A 17,172-nucleotide genomic window follows, 5' to 3' on the forward strand; every position below is an offset into this window, starting at 1 on the left:
CAGACCTCATAAACTATAAGAGAGTTTACAATGTTAAAGTTCCTAGACCAGGTGAGAAAACCGACGTTGGATCTTCCGGTCGAAACCAGAAGAAAAATGTGGTTTAAGCCTTTCCTACAATCTTATCTAGTTGTATTCATTGGTTACTTAACCATGTACTTAATCCGTAAAAACTTCAATGTTGCACAAAACGACATGATTTCTACTTACGGATTATCCATGACCGACCTAGGTCTAATTGGTCTTGGGTTTTCAATTACTTATGGCATTGGTAAAACGGTCGTTTCCTATTACGCCGATGGTAAAAATACCAAACAATTTCTACCATTTATGCTGATCCTATCTGGCCTTGCTATGTTGGGATTCAGCTTCAGCATGGGCGGAGGCAGCGCGAGCCTGTTCATGATGGTTGCCTTCTACGCATTAAGTGGTTTCTTCCAAAGTACAGGTGGGCCTTCTAGTTACTCAACCATTACCAAATGGACCCCTCGCAATAAGCGGGGCTCATATTTGGGTCTTTGGAATATGTCGCATAACGTTGGTGGTGCAGGAGCGGCAGGTGTTGCTCTATTTGGCGCAAACTATCTGTTTGATGGTAACGTGATTGGTATGTTCGTGTTCCCATCTATCATCGCAATTGTTGTGGGCTTTATTGGCATGCGCTTTGGTAATGACTCTCCAGAAGCATACGGTTTAGGGAAAGTAGAAGAGCTCTTTGATGAAGAAGTCAGCGAAGAAGATACCGCCGCTGAAGAAAATCAAATGACCAAAAAAGAAATCTTTGTTGAGTATGTGCTTAAAAACAAAGTGATTTGGTTACTCTGTTTCGCGAATATCTTTTTATACATTGTTCGAATCGGTATCGATCAGTGGTCTACCGTTTACGCGTATCAAGAATTAGGGTTATCAAAAGAAACGGCTATTTCAGGCTTTACTTTGTTTGAAGTCGGTGCTCTGGTTGGCACGCTAATGTGGGGCTATTTGTCTGACCTTGCTAACGGACGCCGTGCTTTAGTTGCGTGCGTATCTCTTGGCTTAATCATTGTTTCCCTTGAATTTTACCAGCATGCCACCAGCGAGTTCATGTACCTTGCATCACTATTTGTACTGGGTTTCCTCGTGTTTGGTCCTCAGCTCTTAATCGGTGTTGCTGCGGTTGGCTTTGTGCCAAAAAAAGCGATCAGTGTGGCTGATGGTGTGAAAGGTACCTTTGCTTACCTAATTGGTGACAGTTTTGCCAAATTAGGCCTCGGTATGATTGCTGACGGAACGCCAATTTTCGGCTTAACTGGCTGGAAAGGAACATTCGCGGCACTCGATACTTCCGCCGCCATTTGTATCATTTTACTGCTATTCGTTGCGGTTGCCGAAGAGAAGAAGATTCGTCACGCTAAAAAGATGCACTTAGCTGCTCAAAATGCATAACTAGTCTCACATGGATGGTCTCGCGTACTTTATTCGATTAAAGCACGCGAGACCATACCAATCGATAGTGTGATTCAGTATCATTCCAGACATTCAAATTAACTATCTATCGCTCCTGCCGGGGCACTTTTCTTTTCCACTCTCAGTTTTGGTTAATATCATGATTAATGTTGCTCTTGTTGACGATCACGTCATTGTTCGATCGGGCTTCGCTCAACTACTCAGCCTTGAAACGGATATTACCGTCGTAGGTGAGTTCAATTCTGCGGCAGAAGCTCGCCTCGGACTTCCAAGTTGCCATCCTGATGTCGTTATTCTGGATATTTCAATGCAAGATGAAAGTGGCCTGAGTTTACTGGCAGAAATTCCATCAGGGATTGCCAGCATTATGTTGAGCGTCCATGACTCACCAGCGATGGTTGAAAAATCATTAGAATTAGGAGCGAAAGGTTATCTCAGCAAGCGTTGTAGCCCAGACGAGTTAATTCAAGCCGTACACACAAGCGCAAATGGTGGCTGTTATCTCACACCAGATATCGCAATAAAGCTCGCGACACCGATAAAAAATAAAGCATCATTAAACCAGCTAACGCGCCGCGAAAACGAAGTGTGCCAGTTATTGGCGACAGGGCTAGATGTAAAGTCTATTGCTGTTGAATTGGGGCTTAGCCACAAAACAGTGCATGTTCATCGCGCCAATGCGATGGATAAACTGAATGTTAAGAACAACGTTGAGTTAGCCAAACTATTCACTCAAGAACCGTACTAATGCGATCCTACCTAGCCACTTCCCTATGCGGCGTTTTTATGGCTGGTTGTGCATGGTTCTGTTTATGGGTGATTGCCTTCTATTTTATTAATGACCCAGAACTCGCCATTCTATTGTTTCCCTTTTCATTGCGACTGGGTATGACGCTGCACACTCGCACACAATACTGGCCGGCTATTTATGCTGCAGAATGGGGACTCGCCATCGCTTTGGCTTTATTACTTAATGAGCCACAGTGGTTAACGATATTAATTGCCAGTGGATTAAGTATTCCTGCCACTCTATTTGCCAAACGTTATTACTATGGTGATCAGAATCGTCACCTGTTAGTGATGGCGAGCTTAATAATGGTCACCGCATTGATTAACGTTGCCGTGGTAAGTACTCATGTTCCTGCCGTTTACATGGTGTGGTTGGTCAGTATCACGGGGGGGCTTATGCTGGTGCCTATGTGTTACTTAGTGTGGAATTATCTATTTCAAAACAAGTGGGCACCACTAAGTTCTCACTTAATCAACAATGTTATTGAATTTAAAATACGCCACATCGCATTATACAGCGTGTTGCTGGTGGCCAGTATTTTGATACAAACCAGCCTGCCGAATGAACTCCGACGGTTCGCGCCATTTTGTATGGCGATTCCTATTATCTTGCTGGCCGTTCGTTATGGCTGGCAGGGTGCTCTGCTCGCGACACTGCTCAATAGTGTCGCTTTAATTGCCGCCCATAGCGGCACATCTAGGCTCGAAGTCACGGATTTACTCTTGTCTCTTTCGGCTCAAACCATCACAGGTATTTTGCTTGGTCTTGCGGTTCAGAAACAAAAAGACCTGAATTCAAAACTGCGAAGCGAGCTGTCCCGAAATCAAAACCTATCACGTCAGTTAGTAACGGCTGAAGAATCTGTTCGCCGTGAGATTGCTCGCGAGCTACACGATGAAATCGGCCAAAATATTACAGCAATTCGGACACAGGCAAGCATTATTAAACGTGTCGATGCCGCAGAAATGAGTGTTCGCTGTGCGGGCATGATTGAGTCATTGTCTTTGAATATCTACGACACAACCAAACGCCTACTAACAAAACTTAGACCTAAAATGTTAGATGATCTGGATCTAAAAGACTCGGTTGAACAGCTCATACGGGAAATGGAATTTTCGGACCATGGCATTGATACACAGTTAAATTGGCAAGGTGATTACGCATGCCTGAGTGACACTCTCAAGGTCACGCTGTTTCGACTGTGCCAAGAATCATTAAACAACGCCTATAAATATGCCCAAGCCAGCGAAATTAGAATTGAGTTAACTCTAGATGAGCAAGTTGCACTTCGAATCTCAGACAATGGCGTTGGCTTTACCGCACAAGATCTTCTGAAAGGAATGGGGGTTCGCGGTATGCAAGAACGTGTTCAAGCGCTCGGAGGCAAGATGATAATCAACGCGAATGGCGCCTCTACGGGCACGAATATCAGTATTACATTACCTAAAGTGTGAGAACGACTATGTTTGGATTTCTGCGCTCAACCACTTCAAATAGCCAGACTTTAAATCATGATGAGGTCAATCAGAGCTATCGATACTGGCGTCTCCATATCATGATAGGAATGTACGTTGGCTACGCAGGTTTTTACTTCACTCGTAAAACTTTTAATTATGCGACGCCTGCAATGATCACTGACCTTGGCTTGGACAAAGGTGATATAGGCTTAATTGGTACGCTCTTTTACCTCTCTTATGGCTTATCTAAATTTATTTCAGGCACGATATCTGACCGTTCAAACCCGCGCTACTTTATGGGCTTTGGCTTAATCGCGACCGGGCTGATTAATATCGCTTTCGGCTTTTCTAGTTCGTTAGCTGCTTTTATCTCGCTTTGGGTACTTAATGCGTGGTTCCAAGGTTGGGGTTGGCCCTCATGCTCTAAATTATTGACGACATGGTACTCACGTTCTGAAAGAGGATTTCGCTGGGCCATATGGAATACCGCACATAACGTAGGTGGAGCACTTATTCCTATTCTCGTCGGCTACCTGACTCTTCAATTTAGTTGGCGAGCTGGGTTTATTTGGCCTGGTGTGATTGGCGTTGTTATTGGGATTATTGTCTGTTGGCGTTTACGGGATAAGCCAAGCACTATGGGGCTCCCTACCGTAGGAAAGTGGCGAAATGATCCCCTAGAATTAGCACAAGAGAGCCATGGACAAGGGCTCAGTTATCGAGAGATATTGAAAACTTATGTGTTCAGTAACAAATACATTTGGCTGCTCGCCTTTAGCTATGTGTTGGTCTATATCGTAAGAACGGCCGTTAACGATTGGGGGAACTTATATCTAACCGAAGAGCACAATTACAGTTTGATCAATGCGAATGCCGCTCTGTCTTTATTTGAAATTGGCGGTTTCGTTGGGTCATTAGTGGCTGGGTGGGGCTCTGATCGGTTGTTTGCAGGCAATCGTGGACCAATGAATATTTTGTTTGCCATTGGCATTTTCCTCTCGGTATCAGCGCTATGGCTTATGCCGCTAACCAACTTTGTGTTTCAAGCCGCCGGGCTATTTTGTGTTGGCTTTTTTGTTTTTGGGCCCCAAATGTTGATCGGAATGGCCGCGGCCGAGTGTTCGCATAAAGACTCGGCAGGCGCGGCAACGGGCTTTGTTGGCTTATTTGCTTATATGGGAGCAGCACTTTCTGGTTACCCATTAGCGCTCGTTTTAGAAACCTACGGCTGGAGTGGATTCTTCATTACCATTTCTACATGTGCTGCCGTTATCGGGCTTCTTTTACTGCCTTTCTTACAAGCACAGTCACCTCAAAAAAGTACCGATGTTCAAGTTGGTTTGTGAGGGGGATTGCGGCCAATAAGATAGCGGCGCACTTTATTGACCGCTATCTTGTTTTCAGCATCGCCCATCGATAAAATCCAAATGTGATTCTATTCACGCTTTTCACCTTTCTCATTCGCTTCTAAGAATTTTTCCTACTCCCTCTAAGACCTCCTCTCATGTGAGTTCTCACCTCTCTCTGTAACCTTTCTGATTATTTATCGCCATCAGAAATGTGCTCTCTTGAATTGCTTCAAAGAGTTCACTACGGAAAAACTCATGTCACTTCGCCCTTTATCAGAACACTCATTTTTCCCTATGCAAAACACGATACAGAACTATGCATGGGGAAGTGTTTCTTCAATGCACGAACTGTTTGGCTTTAAAAATGAGCCACAACAACCACAAGCTGAAGTATGGATGGGGGCGCATCCTAGAGGGTGCTCAATGGTCATAGTTGACCAGCATTTGCTCTCTCTATCTGAACTTATTAACAAGAATAAGCCAGCATACCTATCAACCGATATCGCACAAGAGTTTGGCGAACTGCCATTCTTATTTAAGATTTTGGCGGCAGAAAAAGCGCTATCTGTTCAGGTTCACCCTAATAAAGACCAAGCTGAGATAGGTTTTGCAAAAGAAGAACAAGCAAAAATCCCTCTCACCGCTGGGCATCGTAATTACAAGGATTCGAACCATAAACCTGAATTGGTTTACGCGATTACAGAATACAAAGCGATGAATGGATTCCGAGAATATAGCGAGATAATGAGCTTGTTCAGACAAGTGAATTGTTGTGAGCTTACTGGTTTGATTGAAGACTTTAGCAACAACCTTAACGCTAAAGGCTTGAAAACTTTTTTCCGTCATCTATTAACTCTGAATGAGCAAGCGAAACACAACGCATTAGAGCAGTTGCTGGCTTACTCTGCCGTCCACCAAGAACAAGCCGAATGCGCATTAGTCATAGAGCTTAGCCACCAGTACCCCAACGATATTGGACTATTTTCGGCCCTACTTCTTAATTTGATCACATTGCAACCAGGTGAAGCGATGTATTTAAATGCGAACACTCCGCACGCTTACATTAAAGGAACCGGGTTAGAGATTATGGCCAATTCAGACAACGTGTTGCGTGCTGGATTAACCCCCAAACACATTGATGTAGCAGAGTTAGTCGCATGTACAGAATTCAGCCCTACCCCCTTTAACCAGTTGTTACTCTCCCCCTCACACACGGGTTCATGTGATCACTATGAAATTCCAGTGAATGATTTTAATTTCAATATATTTCATTGCCCTCAACAGGAACAAATACTCACTAGCAGCGCTGAAATAGTAATGGCAATAGATGATGATCTAACGCTGACGAGTCATAACGGTGAATGCTTGTCTCTAACCAAAGGTCAATCGGTCTTTATTCCTGCTTATATTGGCCATTACGTCATGAGCAGTGGTGGACGAGTCGCTAGAGCTTTCAGCTAAGTATATCGTTCAAAACAAAAGCGGTAAGTGGCGAGCTGCTCTGGGTGGAACGGTATTTGATCGCGAAAGCAAAGGTGTCAGGAGTGTTCTCAGCAGCTTCTCAGCATCAAATTGATGCTAGTACCCTATAATCAGGATATTTATGTGGTTAAATCTTGATTGAGCAGACTTTCGCGCTCATATTAGTCAGGGTACTTACTATTCAATCATCAGGAGCCACCATGAAGGGCGTTATCTCCATTCAATCCCATGTTGTCTATGGCCATGCTGGCAACAGTTCAGCCACTTTTCCTCTGCAGCGAATGGGATTTGAAGTTTGGCCTATTCATACCGTTCAGTTTTCTAACCATACTCAATATCAGCAAGGTTGGACCGGACAAGCCTTTTCTGCCCAAGACATTGCTTCTTTGATTGAGGGAATCGACAATATTGGCCAACTGGCTAATTGCCAGGCTGTTTTATCGGGCTACCAAGGCAGCGCCGAGCAATGCCTTGCTGTCATTGATGCCGTCAAAAAAGTCAAAGCTCAAAACCCAGAAGCCATCTATGTTTGTGATCCTGTGATGGGCTCGCCAGAAAAAGGGTGCATCGTGCCAGCAGGTACGACAGAACACTTAGTCAAACGCGTCATGCCTATGGCGGATGTGATCGTGCCGAATCAATTTGAATTAGGGCAGTTCGCCGATATTGCGATTAATAGCCTCGAAGATGCCGTCACCGCGTGTCATATAGCCTTAGCTAAGGGACCCCAAATGGTACTGGTTAAGCACCTGCATAGTGTGTCGAATGAAAAGTTCACAATGATGCTAGCGACGAAACAAGGCTGCTATATTGCCCAGCGCCCGCATCTAGATTTTGATAAACAGCCGGTCGGAGTTGGCGATCTCATCTCTGCATTGTTCACTGCGGGTCTGTTAAAAGGTTGGTCGCCAGAGCAGGCGTTTGAACATGCCAATAACGCCAGTTATGGCGTGCTAAAAGAGACACAAAATCGTGGGGAATGGGAGCTACAAACCATTGCTGCGCAGCAAGAGTTTATTGCGCCAAGCGAGGTCTTTCCGATACAAAAAGTGTAGTTCAACATCACTAGGACACGGCTCTATTAGAGCCGTGTCACTCGATAATAAGAGGGGATAATGCGTTAAACGTGTTGCCCCGCAACAAACCCAGAGGACCAACACCACTGGAAATTATATCCGCCCAACCAGCCAGTCACATCCATCACTTCGCCAATAAAGTACAAACCCGGGACGGATTTACATGCCATGGTTTTTGAAGATAGATGATCGGTATTCACGCCCCCTAACGTCACTTCGGCCGTGCGGTAACCTTCAGTACCATTAGGAACAATTTTCCATTGCTCAAGCTGGCAAGTGATCTCAGCCATTTCTTTCGGGTTGAACTGCTTAAGCGGTTTATCGGCGAACACTTTTCTTTCGATGAGTAATTCAACCAATCGTTTAGGTAGCACTCGGGCTAAGGTGTTTTTTAGGCTTTGATTTGGATGGTTTTCACGAGTAGATGACAGGAGTTCATCCACATCAGAGTTTGGTACTAGGTTAACCGTGACAGGTTGCCCTGGTTTCCAGAACGAAGAAATTTGTAATACGGATGGGCCAGATAAGCCACGATGAGTAAACAGCAATGCTTCTTTGAACATTGTCCCATCAGCCGCGGTAATCTCAGCAGGAATGGCAATCCCAGACAATTCGGCAAAATCCTCTTTATCTTCTTTGTGCAGGGTAAACGGCACGAGACCCGCTGACGTTGAGATAACCTCTAACCCAAACTGCTCCGCCACTTTGTAACCAAACGGGGTCGCGCCTAACTTTGGCATAGATAAACCACCAGTGGCGATCACTAGCGAGTCACACTCGATGACTGCATTGCCCGCATTGGCACTGTCGGCGTGAAATGAGAATCCACTGTCTGTTTTGGTGATGGAATGTACGTCCGTTTGGTACTGAAAGCGAACGGTCGGCAGATCGCATTCATCCAATAACATTTTGACGATTTCTTTTGCCGAATCTAAACAGAAAAGCTGACCGTGATCGCGCTCTTCAAACTCAATCCCATGCTTATAAATCATCGAGATAAAGTCCCAATTGCTGTATTGAGACAATGCGGATTTTACGAAGTGACGATTTTGGCATAGGTAATGATTTGGCGTCACATCATGGTTGGTAAAATTACACTTTCCACCACCTGAAATGAGAATTTTTCGACCTGGCTTTTTGGCATGATCTAAAACCAGCACACGACGTCCGCGCTTACCCGCTTCCGCAGCACACATCAATCCTGCGGCTCCAGCACCAATCACGACCACATCAAATTTATTGCTCATAGCTTTACTCTACCGACACACAAAAAATGGAATCAACAAAAAAGGATGTGCCAAAGCACATCCTTATCTCTTATTGCTCGCCATTGTAGCGAGTCTTTTTGGTATTGCAATCTTTCGCGCCCTCGCAATCCCTGAGTAAGTAGTCAAAGGTTGCTCGATTACGTGACGTTGAAATCAACGTCATCCCCAACTCTACAGTAAAAACGCCGCCAATAGTGACACACCAGCCAATGCACATGACAAGACAAACAGCTCTCTCACTCGATTACACTTGGAAATAAACACTTCGTCATGGTGATGATAGTATTCCTTGGTTTTGAGATAGGAATACAGGCGAACCTGCTTGGTCATATTGCCATGGGTGGTAAAAAAGCCACCGCCATCCACTTGCTGATATAGCAACGGGTGGGCTTCACGCATGATATAAATAAGTGAGCGTAGTGCAGTCAGATACCTTGCCATATTGACTGACGTAATGAGCATCAATGCTAGTAGAATAGTGTCGCCACTGATCATCTTTTCCTCCCTACCTCTTCCAAGATACCCAAGAGAAAAAGACGATCTAACGGCTTTTTTCGCTGATGTTACACAGCAGGGGCATCCATTATGGAAGAAGAACCTTCTTTTGCTAACATGGCTAAATCTTTGTCGATGAAGAACAGAGCCTGTCCGTTCTCACCAACGAGTTCTAGCTTATCTAAAATCCCTTTAAACAATTTTTCTTCTTCGTGCTGCTCGGCAACGTACCACTGAAGAAAATTAAACGTCGAGTAATCTTGGGCAGTGAAAGCAACATGTGCGAGCTTGTTGATTTGCTCGGTAATCATTTGCTCATGCTCATACGTTTCACGGAAAACATCACCTAAACTGGTAAAGTCATGTTTAGGGGCAGCTATTGCGCCAAGAATAGGCAGTGCGCCGGTCTCACTTACGTAAGTAAAAAGACGTTGCATGTGCTCCATCTCTTCCACCGCATGCTGACGTAAAAATTCAGCTGCACCTTCAAATCCTTTGTCTTCACACCAAGCACTCATTTGTAAGTATAGGTTGGATGAGAAAAATTCGAGATTTATTTGCTCGTTTAGATGTTCAACCATTGCTTCTGAAAGCATGCTCTACTCCTAGTTTCATAGCTTCAATTAACGCTACTATAACATAACATTTTGCGGAGTATTGCTTCATCCATCCATTCTTACCACTGAGTAAGACACTGTACTCTTAATTTCAGTCTAGAAAACTTGAGCGATTTTGCGCACTATTTATTGTCTTGATGTTGAGAAAGCACCCGTGAGATTATTACGTCACGACAGTGAATTGAGATCATCTCAACACATTTTTTGCCAACACAATGCTATGTTATACCTAGAACTTACGTCAGAAGGAGTGCGTTATGGGCTATAAACATATCTTGGTCGCATTGGATCTCTCAGAAGAAAGTAAACTGCTTATCGATAAAGCGGTATGCCTAGCCAAGCCACTCGATGCTCAGGTTTCCTTTATTCATATCGATGTGAACTATGCAGAGCTTTATACGGGTTTGATTGATCTCAATATGGCTGAAACCCAACATCAGGCAATGGAAGCGTCCATGCGGCAGCTAAAAGATTTTGCCGACTATGCTAACTACCCTATCAAACATTCTTTGGTGGGGAGTGGCGATCTCAGCAACGAATTAACCGACACTATTGGTGAATTTAACGTTGATCTCGTGGTGTGCGGTCATCATCAGGATTTTTGGAGCAAGATTTTATCGTCCACTCGACAGCTAATAAATACCACACCTGTCGACCTTTTAGTGGTGCCGATTAAAGACTAACTGCCCTTATCCAACAAGGCTTCCAATAGGAAGCCTTTCTTATCCGCCCACTTTCCTTGTTTTAAGGTGATATAATCACCACCCCATTCAAAACAAGCACTTAATCACTGTTATGAGTTACCTTTATTCCGTCACCCTATTATGGGCCTTTTCGTTTAGTTTGATCGGCGTTTACTTAGCGGGTCAGGTTGATTCTTGGTTTTCAGTATTGATGCGAGTGGTCTTGGCTGCAGCCGTCTTTCTACCGTTCACTAAATTCAAGCACGTTCCTAAAACGTTGATGGCAAAGCTAATGGCGATAGGTGGAATACAGCTAGGATTAATGTATTGCTTTTATTATCAGTCATTTTTGCTGTTGTCCGTACCTGAGGTTTTGCTGTTCACGGTATTTACCCCTATCTACGTGACACTATTTTATGACCTACTCAAAGGTCGCTTTTCACCGTGGTACTTAGTGACCGCTGCGATCGCGGTTAGCGGTGCAGCCTTTATCAAATTCGCGGGCATCAATGATAACTTCTTAATGGGCTTTCTTGTGGTTCAGGGGGCAAACCTATGCTTTGCCATCGGACAAGTGAGTTACAAATACGTGATGGAAAGTGAAACCATTGAGCTGCCTCAACATTCTGTATTTGGCTATTTCTATCTTGGGGCCACCGTGGTGGCAACCATCGCTTTTGCGATTTTTGGTAGCTTTGAAAAATTACCCACCACCATGACTCAGTGGGGCATTTTGGTTTACTTAGGCACGATTGCGTCTGGTTTAGGGTATTTTATCTGGAATAAGGGGGCGTGCTCGGTCAATGCGGGAGCACTGGCGGTGATGAATAACCTACTGGTTCCGGCTGGCTTGATCGTCAATATCGTGATTTGGAACCGAGACGTTGACATACCGAGACTGTTAATTGGTGGTGGGATAATTTTGCTGTCTTTGATCGTCAACGAGCGCTGGGTGAAACCTCGCGTAGAAGCGCAATACCGCAGCCAGTCCGGCATAACAAAGCAATAAGTCTGTACAGCAAAGCACTCTCTACGATAAAGAACGCTGCCCAAGCAAGAGTGTCGCACAACAACTCATCGTCGTTTCACAAGACGTATAATATTAATGCAGCTGCTCGGGCTGCATTTTTTCTAGCTGCTGACTAACCAGCATTTCTGCATGATGATACTTTTGTTCAAGCAGGCTCTGTTTACGAGCCAGTTTTTGGCTCTTCTTGATTACTTTCTGCAGTTTCTTCTGCATCTTGGCCTGTTTTTTTAGCGCTTTCTTCGCGCGTTTTAACGCTTTCTTATCACTACCTTCTGGCTCCTGCATTATGACAACGCCTGACTCAGATACTGCCGCTTCTGAAGCGATAGCTTGTTCTAGACTTATTTCTTCTTTTGTCATGCCCTCAAGTAATAAACCACAGGTAAGTTTCTCTTTTGCTGGTTTTACTTGGCAACTCATCGGTGGGATCGCGGCTGGCTTACATAACGTTGAGCTGTCGGCAGATGAACGGGAGCAGGAACGACAAAGAAATTTAGGCTCAGCAACTAGGCGATGAATATCCCCTAAATTTGCATTGATGTCATGACGATTTAACTTACAAAGACGCTTAGCCATACAACCCTCCAGCTAACCAAGACCCGCAAGAGCAACCAATAACGGCCACTCCCAATATCAGCTACTTAAAATAACGAATAATAATGATTCTTAGTTAGATATACAGCCTAATGAGACTGGTGACAAGTAACTTACGCAAGTTACATGGAGGGGTTTAGTAACAAAGTAAGCCGAGTTAGGTTTAACTCATTGATGCATTAACATAAACATCAAACCGATTTTTTTTGGTTTCAATCGCCATTGTCGGTTTTTTCTCATCGAGCCAATTCGCGTAATCTGGACGCTTTACCACCACACGCTTACTCGCTAATCGCAGTGCGGGCTCCAATAGGCCATCGGCATCCATATCGGCACCAACCAAAGATTGAAAAACTCGCATTTCTTTTTTGACCAATGCGCTTTTTTTCTTGTTTTCTGGGTGAGGGTACATTGGATCCAAATACACTACATCGGGCTGTTGAAAATCCGGGTCATCGGCAAGAACCGTTAACGCATCCAAGCTTGATGCATGGAGCAATGACATGCGCTCAGACACCCACGTGCCAATCTCTGGATCTTGCTTAGCGCGCGCTAAACCATCATCAAGCAGTGCAGCAACGACGGGATGCCTTTCAACCATTTGCACCTTACAGCCAAGCGACGCTAATACAAACGCATCTCGCCCTAACCCTGCGGTGCCATCGAGCACCACGGGTGTGGCCCCTTTATTCAGTCCAGCAGCTTTCGCAATTGCCTGCCCTTTTCCACCACCAAACTTGCGGCGGTGCGCCACCGCTCCGCTGGCCAGATCCACAAAAATAGCGCCCAACTTGGGCTCATCAAGTTTACGCAGTTCTAAGCGCTCTTCAGTCAGTACCAACGCAAACTCACTGTCATCAGATGCGTCCAATCCCCAACGTTGTGCCAACTGGTCGAGTTCACTTTGGCGCGGGGAATATTCACAGATAAGTTGGATGTGCAAGATTGGCTCCGAAAAGGTCTAAAGTAACGCAGCAAGTGTACATGAAGTCCATCCGTCTACCAATAAGCGTGATCCATACGCAGACGGCTTCAACATTTTAGTGCTAAGCTCTACAGCCTCTTTATTGTCAATGACGGCCTAAAATTAAGGATTCACTATGCACAGCGTCAATGGGTTAGATGATCTCGACAAGGCTATTCTAAAAACACTGATGGAAGACGCACGACGCCCTTATGCTGAAATGGCAAAAAGCTTTGATGTCAGCCCTGCGACTATTCATGTTCGTATTGAAAAAATGAAAGCGGCCGGCATTATTGAAGGAACAGAGGTGGTGGTGAACACCAAAAAGCTAGGCTACGACGTCTGTTGTTTTATTGGTATTAACCTCTACGCGGCGCGTGATTACCACTCGGCACTGGAAAAACTCGACGCACTCGATGAAGTCGTTGAGGCTTATTACACCACCGGCGCTTACAACATCTTCGTCAAATTGATGTGCCGCTCAATTGAAGAATTACAGCACGTACTCATTAATAAACTTCAAGCGATCGATGAAGTGCAGTCCACAGAAACGCTGATCTCGTTGCAAAACCCAATCAGCCGCAATGTCGACCCATAAAAAAGCCTCTCACGTGAGAGGCTTTGTCATTTCGTCATAGTGTGTTTTAAGCGCTGATGCCAGAATGACGCAGTAGCGCATCAATTTGAGGCTCTCGACCTCGGAAGCGTTTAAACAGCTCCATCGGCTCTTCACTTCCGCCCATTTCTAAAATGTTATTCAAGAAGCTTTGTCCGGTTTCTTTGTTAAAAATCCCTTCTTCCTCAAAGCGTGAATACGCATCTGACGAGAGTACTTCCGCCCACAAATAGCTGTAGTACCCCGCACTATAGCCACCAGCAAAAATATGGCTAAAGCTGTGAGAAAAACGGTTCCACTCTAGGCTTGGTAAGACCCCAACTTTCGCTTTAACATTAGCTAACGTTTCCAGCACACGCGCACCAATTTCTGGATCATATTCAGTGTGCAACGTAAAGTCGAACAAGCCGAATTCAAGCTGACGTAGAATAAACATAGCGGATTGGAAGTTTTTCGCGGCCAGCATTTTATCTAGCATGGCTTTTGGCAGCGGCTCACCCGTTTCATAATGCCCAGAGATAAACGACAGCGCTTCTTCTTCCCAACACCAGTTTTCTAAAAACTGGCTTGGTAGCTCAACGGCATCCCAAGGCACGCCATTAATACCAGACACTGCACCAGTTTCAATCTGAGTCAGCATGTGGTGAATACCGTGTCCCGTTTCATGGAATAACGTCACGACTTCATCATGAGTAAACAGCGCAGGCTTATCACCTACCGGTTTATTAAAGTTACATGTTAGGTAGGCAACGGGGGTTTGCAGCTCTCCTGCAAGATTAGTGCGTCGTACCCGGCACTCATCCATCCATGCGCCGCCACGTTTGTGCTCTCGCGCATAGAGATCTAAGTAGAAGCTACCGCGCAGCGTGTTTGAAGCGTCAAAGATATCAAAGAATCGCACAGACTCGTGCCATGTATCGATGCCTTCACGCTCTTGTACTTGCATGCCAAACACTCGATTCAGCACTTCAAACAAGCCACTCACCACTTTTGACTCTGGGAAGTAAGGGCGCAGTTCTTCATCGGAGAACTGGAACAAGTTTTGTTTTTGCTTCTCGCTGTAATACGCGATATCCCACAAGTTAAGCTCCGTCACACCGCACTCTTTTTGTGCAAACTGACGTAACTCTTCAACTTCACGCTCACCTTGCGGTTTAACTTTCGTCGCTAAATCGTTCAAGAAGCTAAGCACTTGCCCTGGATTTTCAGCCATTTTTGTCGAGAGCGATTTTTCACTAAAGCTACTAAAGCCTAATAAACGCGCGATTTCATGGCGCAATTTAAGCTGCTCGGCAATAATTTCCGTGTTATCCCACTTCCCTGCGGTTGGACCACGGTCAGACGCGCGTGTGACATAAGCCTCGTACAGCTCTTTGCGCAGCGCTTCATTATCACAGTAGGTCATCACAGGAAGATACGATGGAATATCCAACGTGAGTAGATAGCCATCAAGCTCTTTTGATTCCGCAGCAGCTTGCGCGGCCGCCAACGCCGACTCTGGCATCCCTGCGAGCTGTGCTTTGTCGGTAATATGCTTGTTCCAACCCATGGTGGCATCGAGCACATTGTTCGAAAATTGCGAGCCTAGCTCAGACATACGTTTGCTGATTTCACCATAACGATGTTGCTCTGCCGCTGGAAGGCCAATTCCCGACAATTCAAAGTCACGCAATGAATCTTGGATGGTCTTCTTTTGAGCTTGCGTGAGCGCTGCATACGCATCGCTGGCTTTAATCGTTTTATACGCCTCGTATAACCCCTTATGTTGACCGACCCATGTGCCGTACTCAGACAAGATAGGCAGGCAGCTTTCATAGGCGTCACGAAGCTCATCGCTGTTCATCACCGAATTCATGTGGCTGACTGGTGACCATAAGCGACTCAGACGATCGTCAATTTCATCAATGGGTGCAATCACGGAATCCCACGTTGGCGTCTCATTTTCTGCCAACACTTGATCGATTTTACTGCGGCACGCTTCAATCGCTTGCTCGACAGCCGGTTTTACGTGTTCTGGCTTAATCTGTGAAAAAGGAGGTAAGTCAGTAAAACTGATTAACGGATTAGACATGCAGCATCCCTTTTGAGTGTTTGGGTCCTTCACTTTCTCCTAAGAAGATAAGTGAGCGTAATTAATAGATAAATGTAGGCGATAATAGAAAAAATCAATAGCAACTCACCACTCATGACGCAGAGTGTGATTTTAATGATGCACAGTTTTCTGCTGGTTATCTGGGTATCAGCGCCAGATAGCGTTATAATCCGTGCATTCGACCTTTTAAGTGAGTCTTCATTTTGCTGAGCTATCGACACAGTTTCCACGCGGGCAACCACGCCGACGTCGTCAAACATATAGTACAAAGTCTTATCCTTAATTCCCTAAAAAACAAGGATAAGCCGTTCGTTTATCACGATACTCATTCGGGTGTTGGTCGCTACGACCTCACCCACGAGTGGTCGGAAAAAACTGGCGAATATAAGCAAGGCATCGCCCGTATTTGGGGGAATGCTGATATTCCTGAAGAGATGGCGTCTTACATTGAGTCAATCACTCAGCTTAACAATGACAGCACGCTGCGATACTACCCTGGCTCTCCTAGAGTCGCACGCGCTCACCTTCGCCCACAAGATCGCATGATGTTAACGGAGCTTCACCCAAGTGACTTCCCATTACTTGAGCAAGAGTTTCACCGCGATCGCCAAGTGAAAATATTTAAAGAAGATGGTTTTCAACGCCTTAAAGGTAGCCTTCCACCAGCAGAACGACGCGGTTTGGTCCTAATCGACCCACCTTACGAACTGGCGAAAGAGTACCGCGATGTCGTCACCGCCATTGCACAAAGCTATAAACGTTGGGCAACGGGTATTTATGCCGTTTGGTATCCAGTAGTGAACCGTGTCGATATCGAAGACATGATTGAGGGGCTACAAGGCTTAGGCATTCGTAAAATCCTGCAAATTGAGTTAGGCGTATCGCCGGATACCAATGAGCGAGGCATGACCGCATCAGGAATGATTGTTGTAAACCCTCCGTGGATGCTAGAGCAGCAAATGAATGCCATCTTGCCTTATCTAAAAGACAAGATCGCCCCAGCGACGGGGCACTTTAAAGTTGAATGGATTGTTCCTGAATAATCACGATTCAATCATTTGAACTGTATAAAGGCGTAATCTCTTGTTTTTAAACATAAGATTTCGCCTTTTTATCTCTACCCCTCTCTGCTTTCCAACATTATTTCCACTTTATTGAAATTAATTTCGTCTTTTTCCGTTGCGCCTCGTCTTACTAGAGAAAGTACACCCGT

At 45.1% G+C, this 17,172-nt stretch carries 16 protein-coding genes; 10 read left to right on the forward strand and 6 right to left on the reverse strand.

Translation table 11 applies throughout. The features are described 5' to 3' along the window. Nucleotides 1–30 precede the first annotated feature (30 nt). The 6 genes from uhpT to pdxY all read left to right on the forward strand — a co-directional run bounded on the left by uhpT (nt 31) and on the right by pdxY (nt 7,579). Nucleotides 31–1,425, forward strand: a complete 1,395-nt coding sequence (gene uhpT, locus L4D74_RS18385; RefSeq protein WP_428753852.1) for a hexose-6-phosphate:phosphate antiporter UhpT — start codon at nt 31–33, stop codon at nt 1,423–1,425. A 160-nt stretch (nt 1,426–1,585) separates the two neighbouring features. After that, nucleotides 1,586–2,194 (forward strand): response regulator transcription factor UhpA, encoded by a 609-nt coding sequence (uhpA, locus tag L4D74_RS18390; RefSeq protein ID WP_428753853.1) that lies wholly within the window; start codon nt 1,586–1,588, stop codon nt 2,192–2,194. Beyond that, nucleotides 2,194–3,690, forward strand: coding sequence for a signal transduction histidine-protein kinase/phosphatase UhpB (gene uhpB, locus L4D74_RS18395; protein WP_428753855.1), 1,497 nt, complete (start codon nt 2,194–2,196; stop codon nt 3,688–3,690). The genes uhpA and uhpB overlap by 1 nt, the downstream gene beginning before the upstream one ends. Before the next feature lie 8 nt (nt 3,691–3,698). Then, nucleotides 3,699–5,039 carry an MFS transporter gene (locus L4D74_RS18400; RefSeq protein WP_428753856.1) on the forward strand — a complete coding sequence of 447 codons (1,341 nt, stop codon included), beginning with the start codon at nt 3,699–3,701 and terminating at the stop codon, nt 5,037–5,039. A gap of 258 nt (nt 5,040–5,297) precedes the next feature. Continuing rightward, nucleotides 5,298–6,503, forward strand: coding sequence for a mannose-6-phosphate isomerase, class I (gene manA, locus L4D74_RS18405; RefSeq protein ID WP_428753858.1), 1,206 nt, complete (start codon nt 5,298–5,300; stop codon nt 6,501–6,503). A gap of 221 nt (nt 6,504–6,724) precedes the next feature. Further along, nucleotides 6,725–7,579, forward strand: a complete 855-nt coding sequence (pdxY, locus tag L4D74_RS18410) for a pyridoxal kinase PdxY (RefSeq protein ID WP_428753859.1) — start codon at nt 6,725–6,727, stop codon at nt 7,577–7,579. Nucleotides 7,580–7,644: 65 nt separating this feature from the next. Here the strand turns inward: pdxY and L4D74_RS18415 are convergent, their stop codons facing one another. From L4D74_RS18415 to ftnA, 3 genes are all read right to left on the reverse strand, one after another. Next, the gene (locus tag L4D74_RS18415; protein ID WP_428753860.1) at nt 7,645–8,847 is read right to left on the reverse strand and encodes a BaiN/RdsA family NAD(P)/FAD-dependent oxidoreductase; all 1,203 of its coding nucleotides are present in this window, start codon (nt 8,845–8,847) and stop codon (nt 7,645–7,647) included. Between the two features lie 192 nt (nt 8,848–9,039). Further along, the gene (gene uspB, locus L4D74_RS18420; RefSeq protein ID WP_428753862.1) at nt 9,040–9,363 is read right to left on the reverse strand and encodes a universal stress protein UspB; all 324 of its coding nucleotides are present in this window, start codon (nt 9,361–9,363) and stop codon (nt 9,040–9,042) included. 68 nt (nt 9,364–9,431) lie between these two features. Further along, nucleotides 9,432–9,959 (reverse strand): non-heme ferritin, encoded by a 528-nt coding sequence (gene ftnA, locus L4D74_RS18425; protein ID WP_428753863.1) that lies wholly within the window; start codon nt 9,957–9,959, stop codon nt 9,432–9,434. 278 nt (nt 9,960–10,237) lie between these two features. On the opposite strand from ftnA, the gene L4D74_RS18430 reads away from it, so the two are divergent. Continuing rightward, entirely contained in the window at nt 10,238–10,663 is a 426-nt protein-coding gene (locus L4D74_RS18430; RefSeq protein WP_428753864.1) for a universal stress protein, read from the forward strand. Between the two features lie 112 nt (nt 10,664–10,775). Next, nucleotides 10,776–11,672 carry a carboxylate/amino acid/amine transporter gene (locus L4D74_RS18435; RefSeq protein WP_428753866.1) on the forward strand — a complete coding sequence of 299 codons (897 nt, stop codon included), beginning with the start codon at nt 10,776–10,778 and terminating at the stop codon, nt 11,670–11,672. A 93-nt stretch (nt 11,673–11,765) separates the two neighbouring features. Here the strand turns inward: L4D74_RS18435 and L4D74_RS18440 are convergent, their stop codons facing one another. Both L4D74_RS18440 and L4D74_RS18445 read right to left on the reverse strand, forming a co-directional pair. Further along, nucleotides 11,766–12,269: a hypothetical protein gene (locus L4D74_RS18440; RefSeq protein WP_428753868.1), complete on the reverse strand. Its 504-nt coding sequence runs from the start codon at nt 12,267–12,269 to the stop codon at nt 11,766–11,768. Between the two features lie 181 nt (nt 12,270–12,450). Next, nucleotides 12,451–13,230, reverse strand: a complete 780-nt coding sequence (locus tag L4D74_RS18445) for a class I SAM-dependent methyltransferase (RefSeq protein WP_428753870.1) — start codon at nt 13,228–13,230, stop codon at nt 12,451–12,453. Between the two features lie 157 nt (nt 13,231–13,387). On the opposite strand from L4D74_RS18445, the gene asnC reads away from it, so the two are divergent. Then, nucleotides 13,388–13,849 carry a transcriptional regulator AsnC gene (asnC, locus tag L4D74_RS18450; RefSeq protein WP_250618859.1) on the forward strand — a complete coding sequence of 154 codons (462 nt, stop codon included), beginning with the start codon at nt 13,388–13,390 and terminating at the stop codon, nt 13,847–13,849. Between the two features lie 46 nt (nt 13,850–13,895). On the opposite strand, the gene prlC is transcribed toward asnC, so the two are convergent. Continuing rightward, nucleotides 13,896–15,938 carry an oligopeptidase A gene (gene prlC / locus L4D74_RS18455; protein WP_428753871.1) on the reverse strand — a complete coding sequence of 681 codons (2,043 nt, stop codon included), beginning with the start codon at nt 15,936–15,938 and terminating at the stop codon, nt 13,896–13,898. A 224-nt stretch (nt 15,939–16,162) separates the two neighbouring features. On the opposite strand from prlC, the gene L4D74_RS18460 reads away from it, so the two are divergent. Beyond that, nucleotides 16,163–17,002 carry a 23S rRNA (adenine(2030)-N(6))-methyltransferase RlmJ gene (locus L4D74_RS18460; protein ID WP_428753873.1) on the forward strand — a complete coding sequence of 280 codons (840 nt, stop codon included), beginning with the start codon at nt 16,163–16,165 and terminating at the stop codon, nt 17,000–17,002. The last annotated feature ends 170 nt before the right edge of the window (nt 17,003–17,172 follow it).

It is taken from the genome of Vibrio cionasavignyae (genome assembly GCF_050337155.1).
Classification (GTDB): domain Bacteria; phylum Pseudomonadota; class Gammaproteobacteria; order Enterobacterales; family Vibrionaceae; genus Vibrio; species Vibrio nomapromontoriensis.

What these genes read in the sequence shown, in the direction of transcription:
- uhpT (WP_428753852.1), top strand. Translation starts at nt 31, where the DNA reads ATGTTAAAGTTCCTAGACCAGGTGAGAAAACCGACGTTGGATCTTCCG.
- uhpA (WP_428753853.1), top strand. Translation starts at nt 1,586, where the DNA reads ATGATTAATGTTGCTCTTGTTGACGATCACGTCATTGTTCGATCGGGC.
- uhpB (WP_428753855.1), top strand. Translation starts at nt 2,194, where the DNA reads ATGCGATCCTACCTAGCCACTTCCCTATGCGGCGTTTTTATGGCTGGT.
- L4D74_RS18400 (WP_428753856.1), top strand. Translation starts at nt 3,699, where the DNA reads ATGTTTGGATTTCTGCGCTCAACCACTTCAAATAGCCAGACTTTAAAT.
- manA (WP_428753858.1), top strand. Translation starts at nt 5,298, where the DNA reads ATGTCACTTCGCCCTTTATCAGAACACTCATTTTTCCCTATGCAAAAC.
- pdxY (WP_428753859.1), top strand. Translation starts at nt 6,725, where the DNA reads ATGAAGGGCGTTATCTCCATTCAATCCCATGTTGTCTATGGCCATGCT.
- L4D74_RS18415 (WP_428753860.1), bottom strand. Translation starts at nt 8,847, where the DNA reads ATGAGCAATAAATTTGATGTGGTCGTGATTGGTGCTGGAGCCGCAGGA.
- uspB (WP_428753862.1), bottom strand. Translation starts at nt 9,363, where the DNA reads ATGATCAGTGGCGACACTATTCTACTAGCATTGATGCTCATTACGTCA.
- ftnA (WP_428753863.1), bottom strand. Translation starts at nt 9,959, where the DNA reads ATGCTTTCAGAAGCAATGGTTGAACATCTAAACGAGCAAATAAATCTC.
- L4D74_RS18430 (WP_428753864.1), top strand. Translation starts at nt 10,238, where the DNA reads ATGGGCTATAAACATATCTTGGTCGCATTGGATCTCTCAGAAGAAAGT.
- L4D74_RS18435 (WP_428753866.1), top strand. Translation starts at nt 10,776, where the DNA reads ATGAGTTACCTTTATTCCGTCACCCTATTATGGGCCTTTTCGTTTAGT.
- L4D74_RS18440 (WP_428753868.1), bottom strand. Translation starts at nt 12,269, where the DNA reads ATGGCTAAGCGTCTTTGTAAGTTAAATCGTCATGACATCAATGCAAAT.
- asnC (WP_250618859.1), top strand. Translation starts at nt 13,388, where the DNA reads ATGCACAGCGTCAATGGGTTAGATGATCTCGACAAGGCTATTCTAAAA.
- prlC (WP_428753871.1), bottom strand. Translation starts at nt 15,938, where the DNA reads ATGTCTAATCCGTTAATCAGTTTTACTGACTTACCTCCTTTTTCACAG.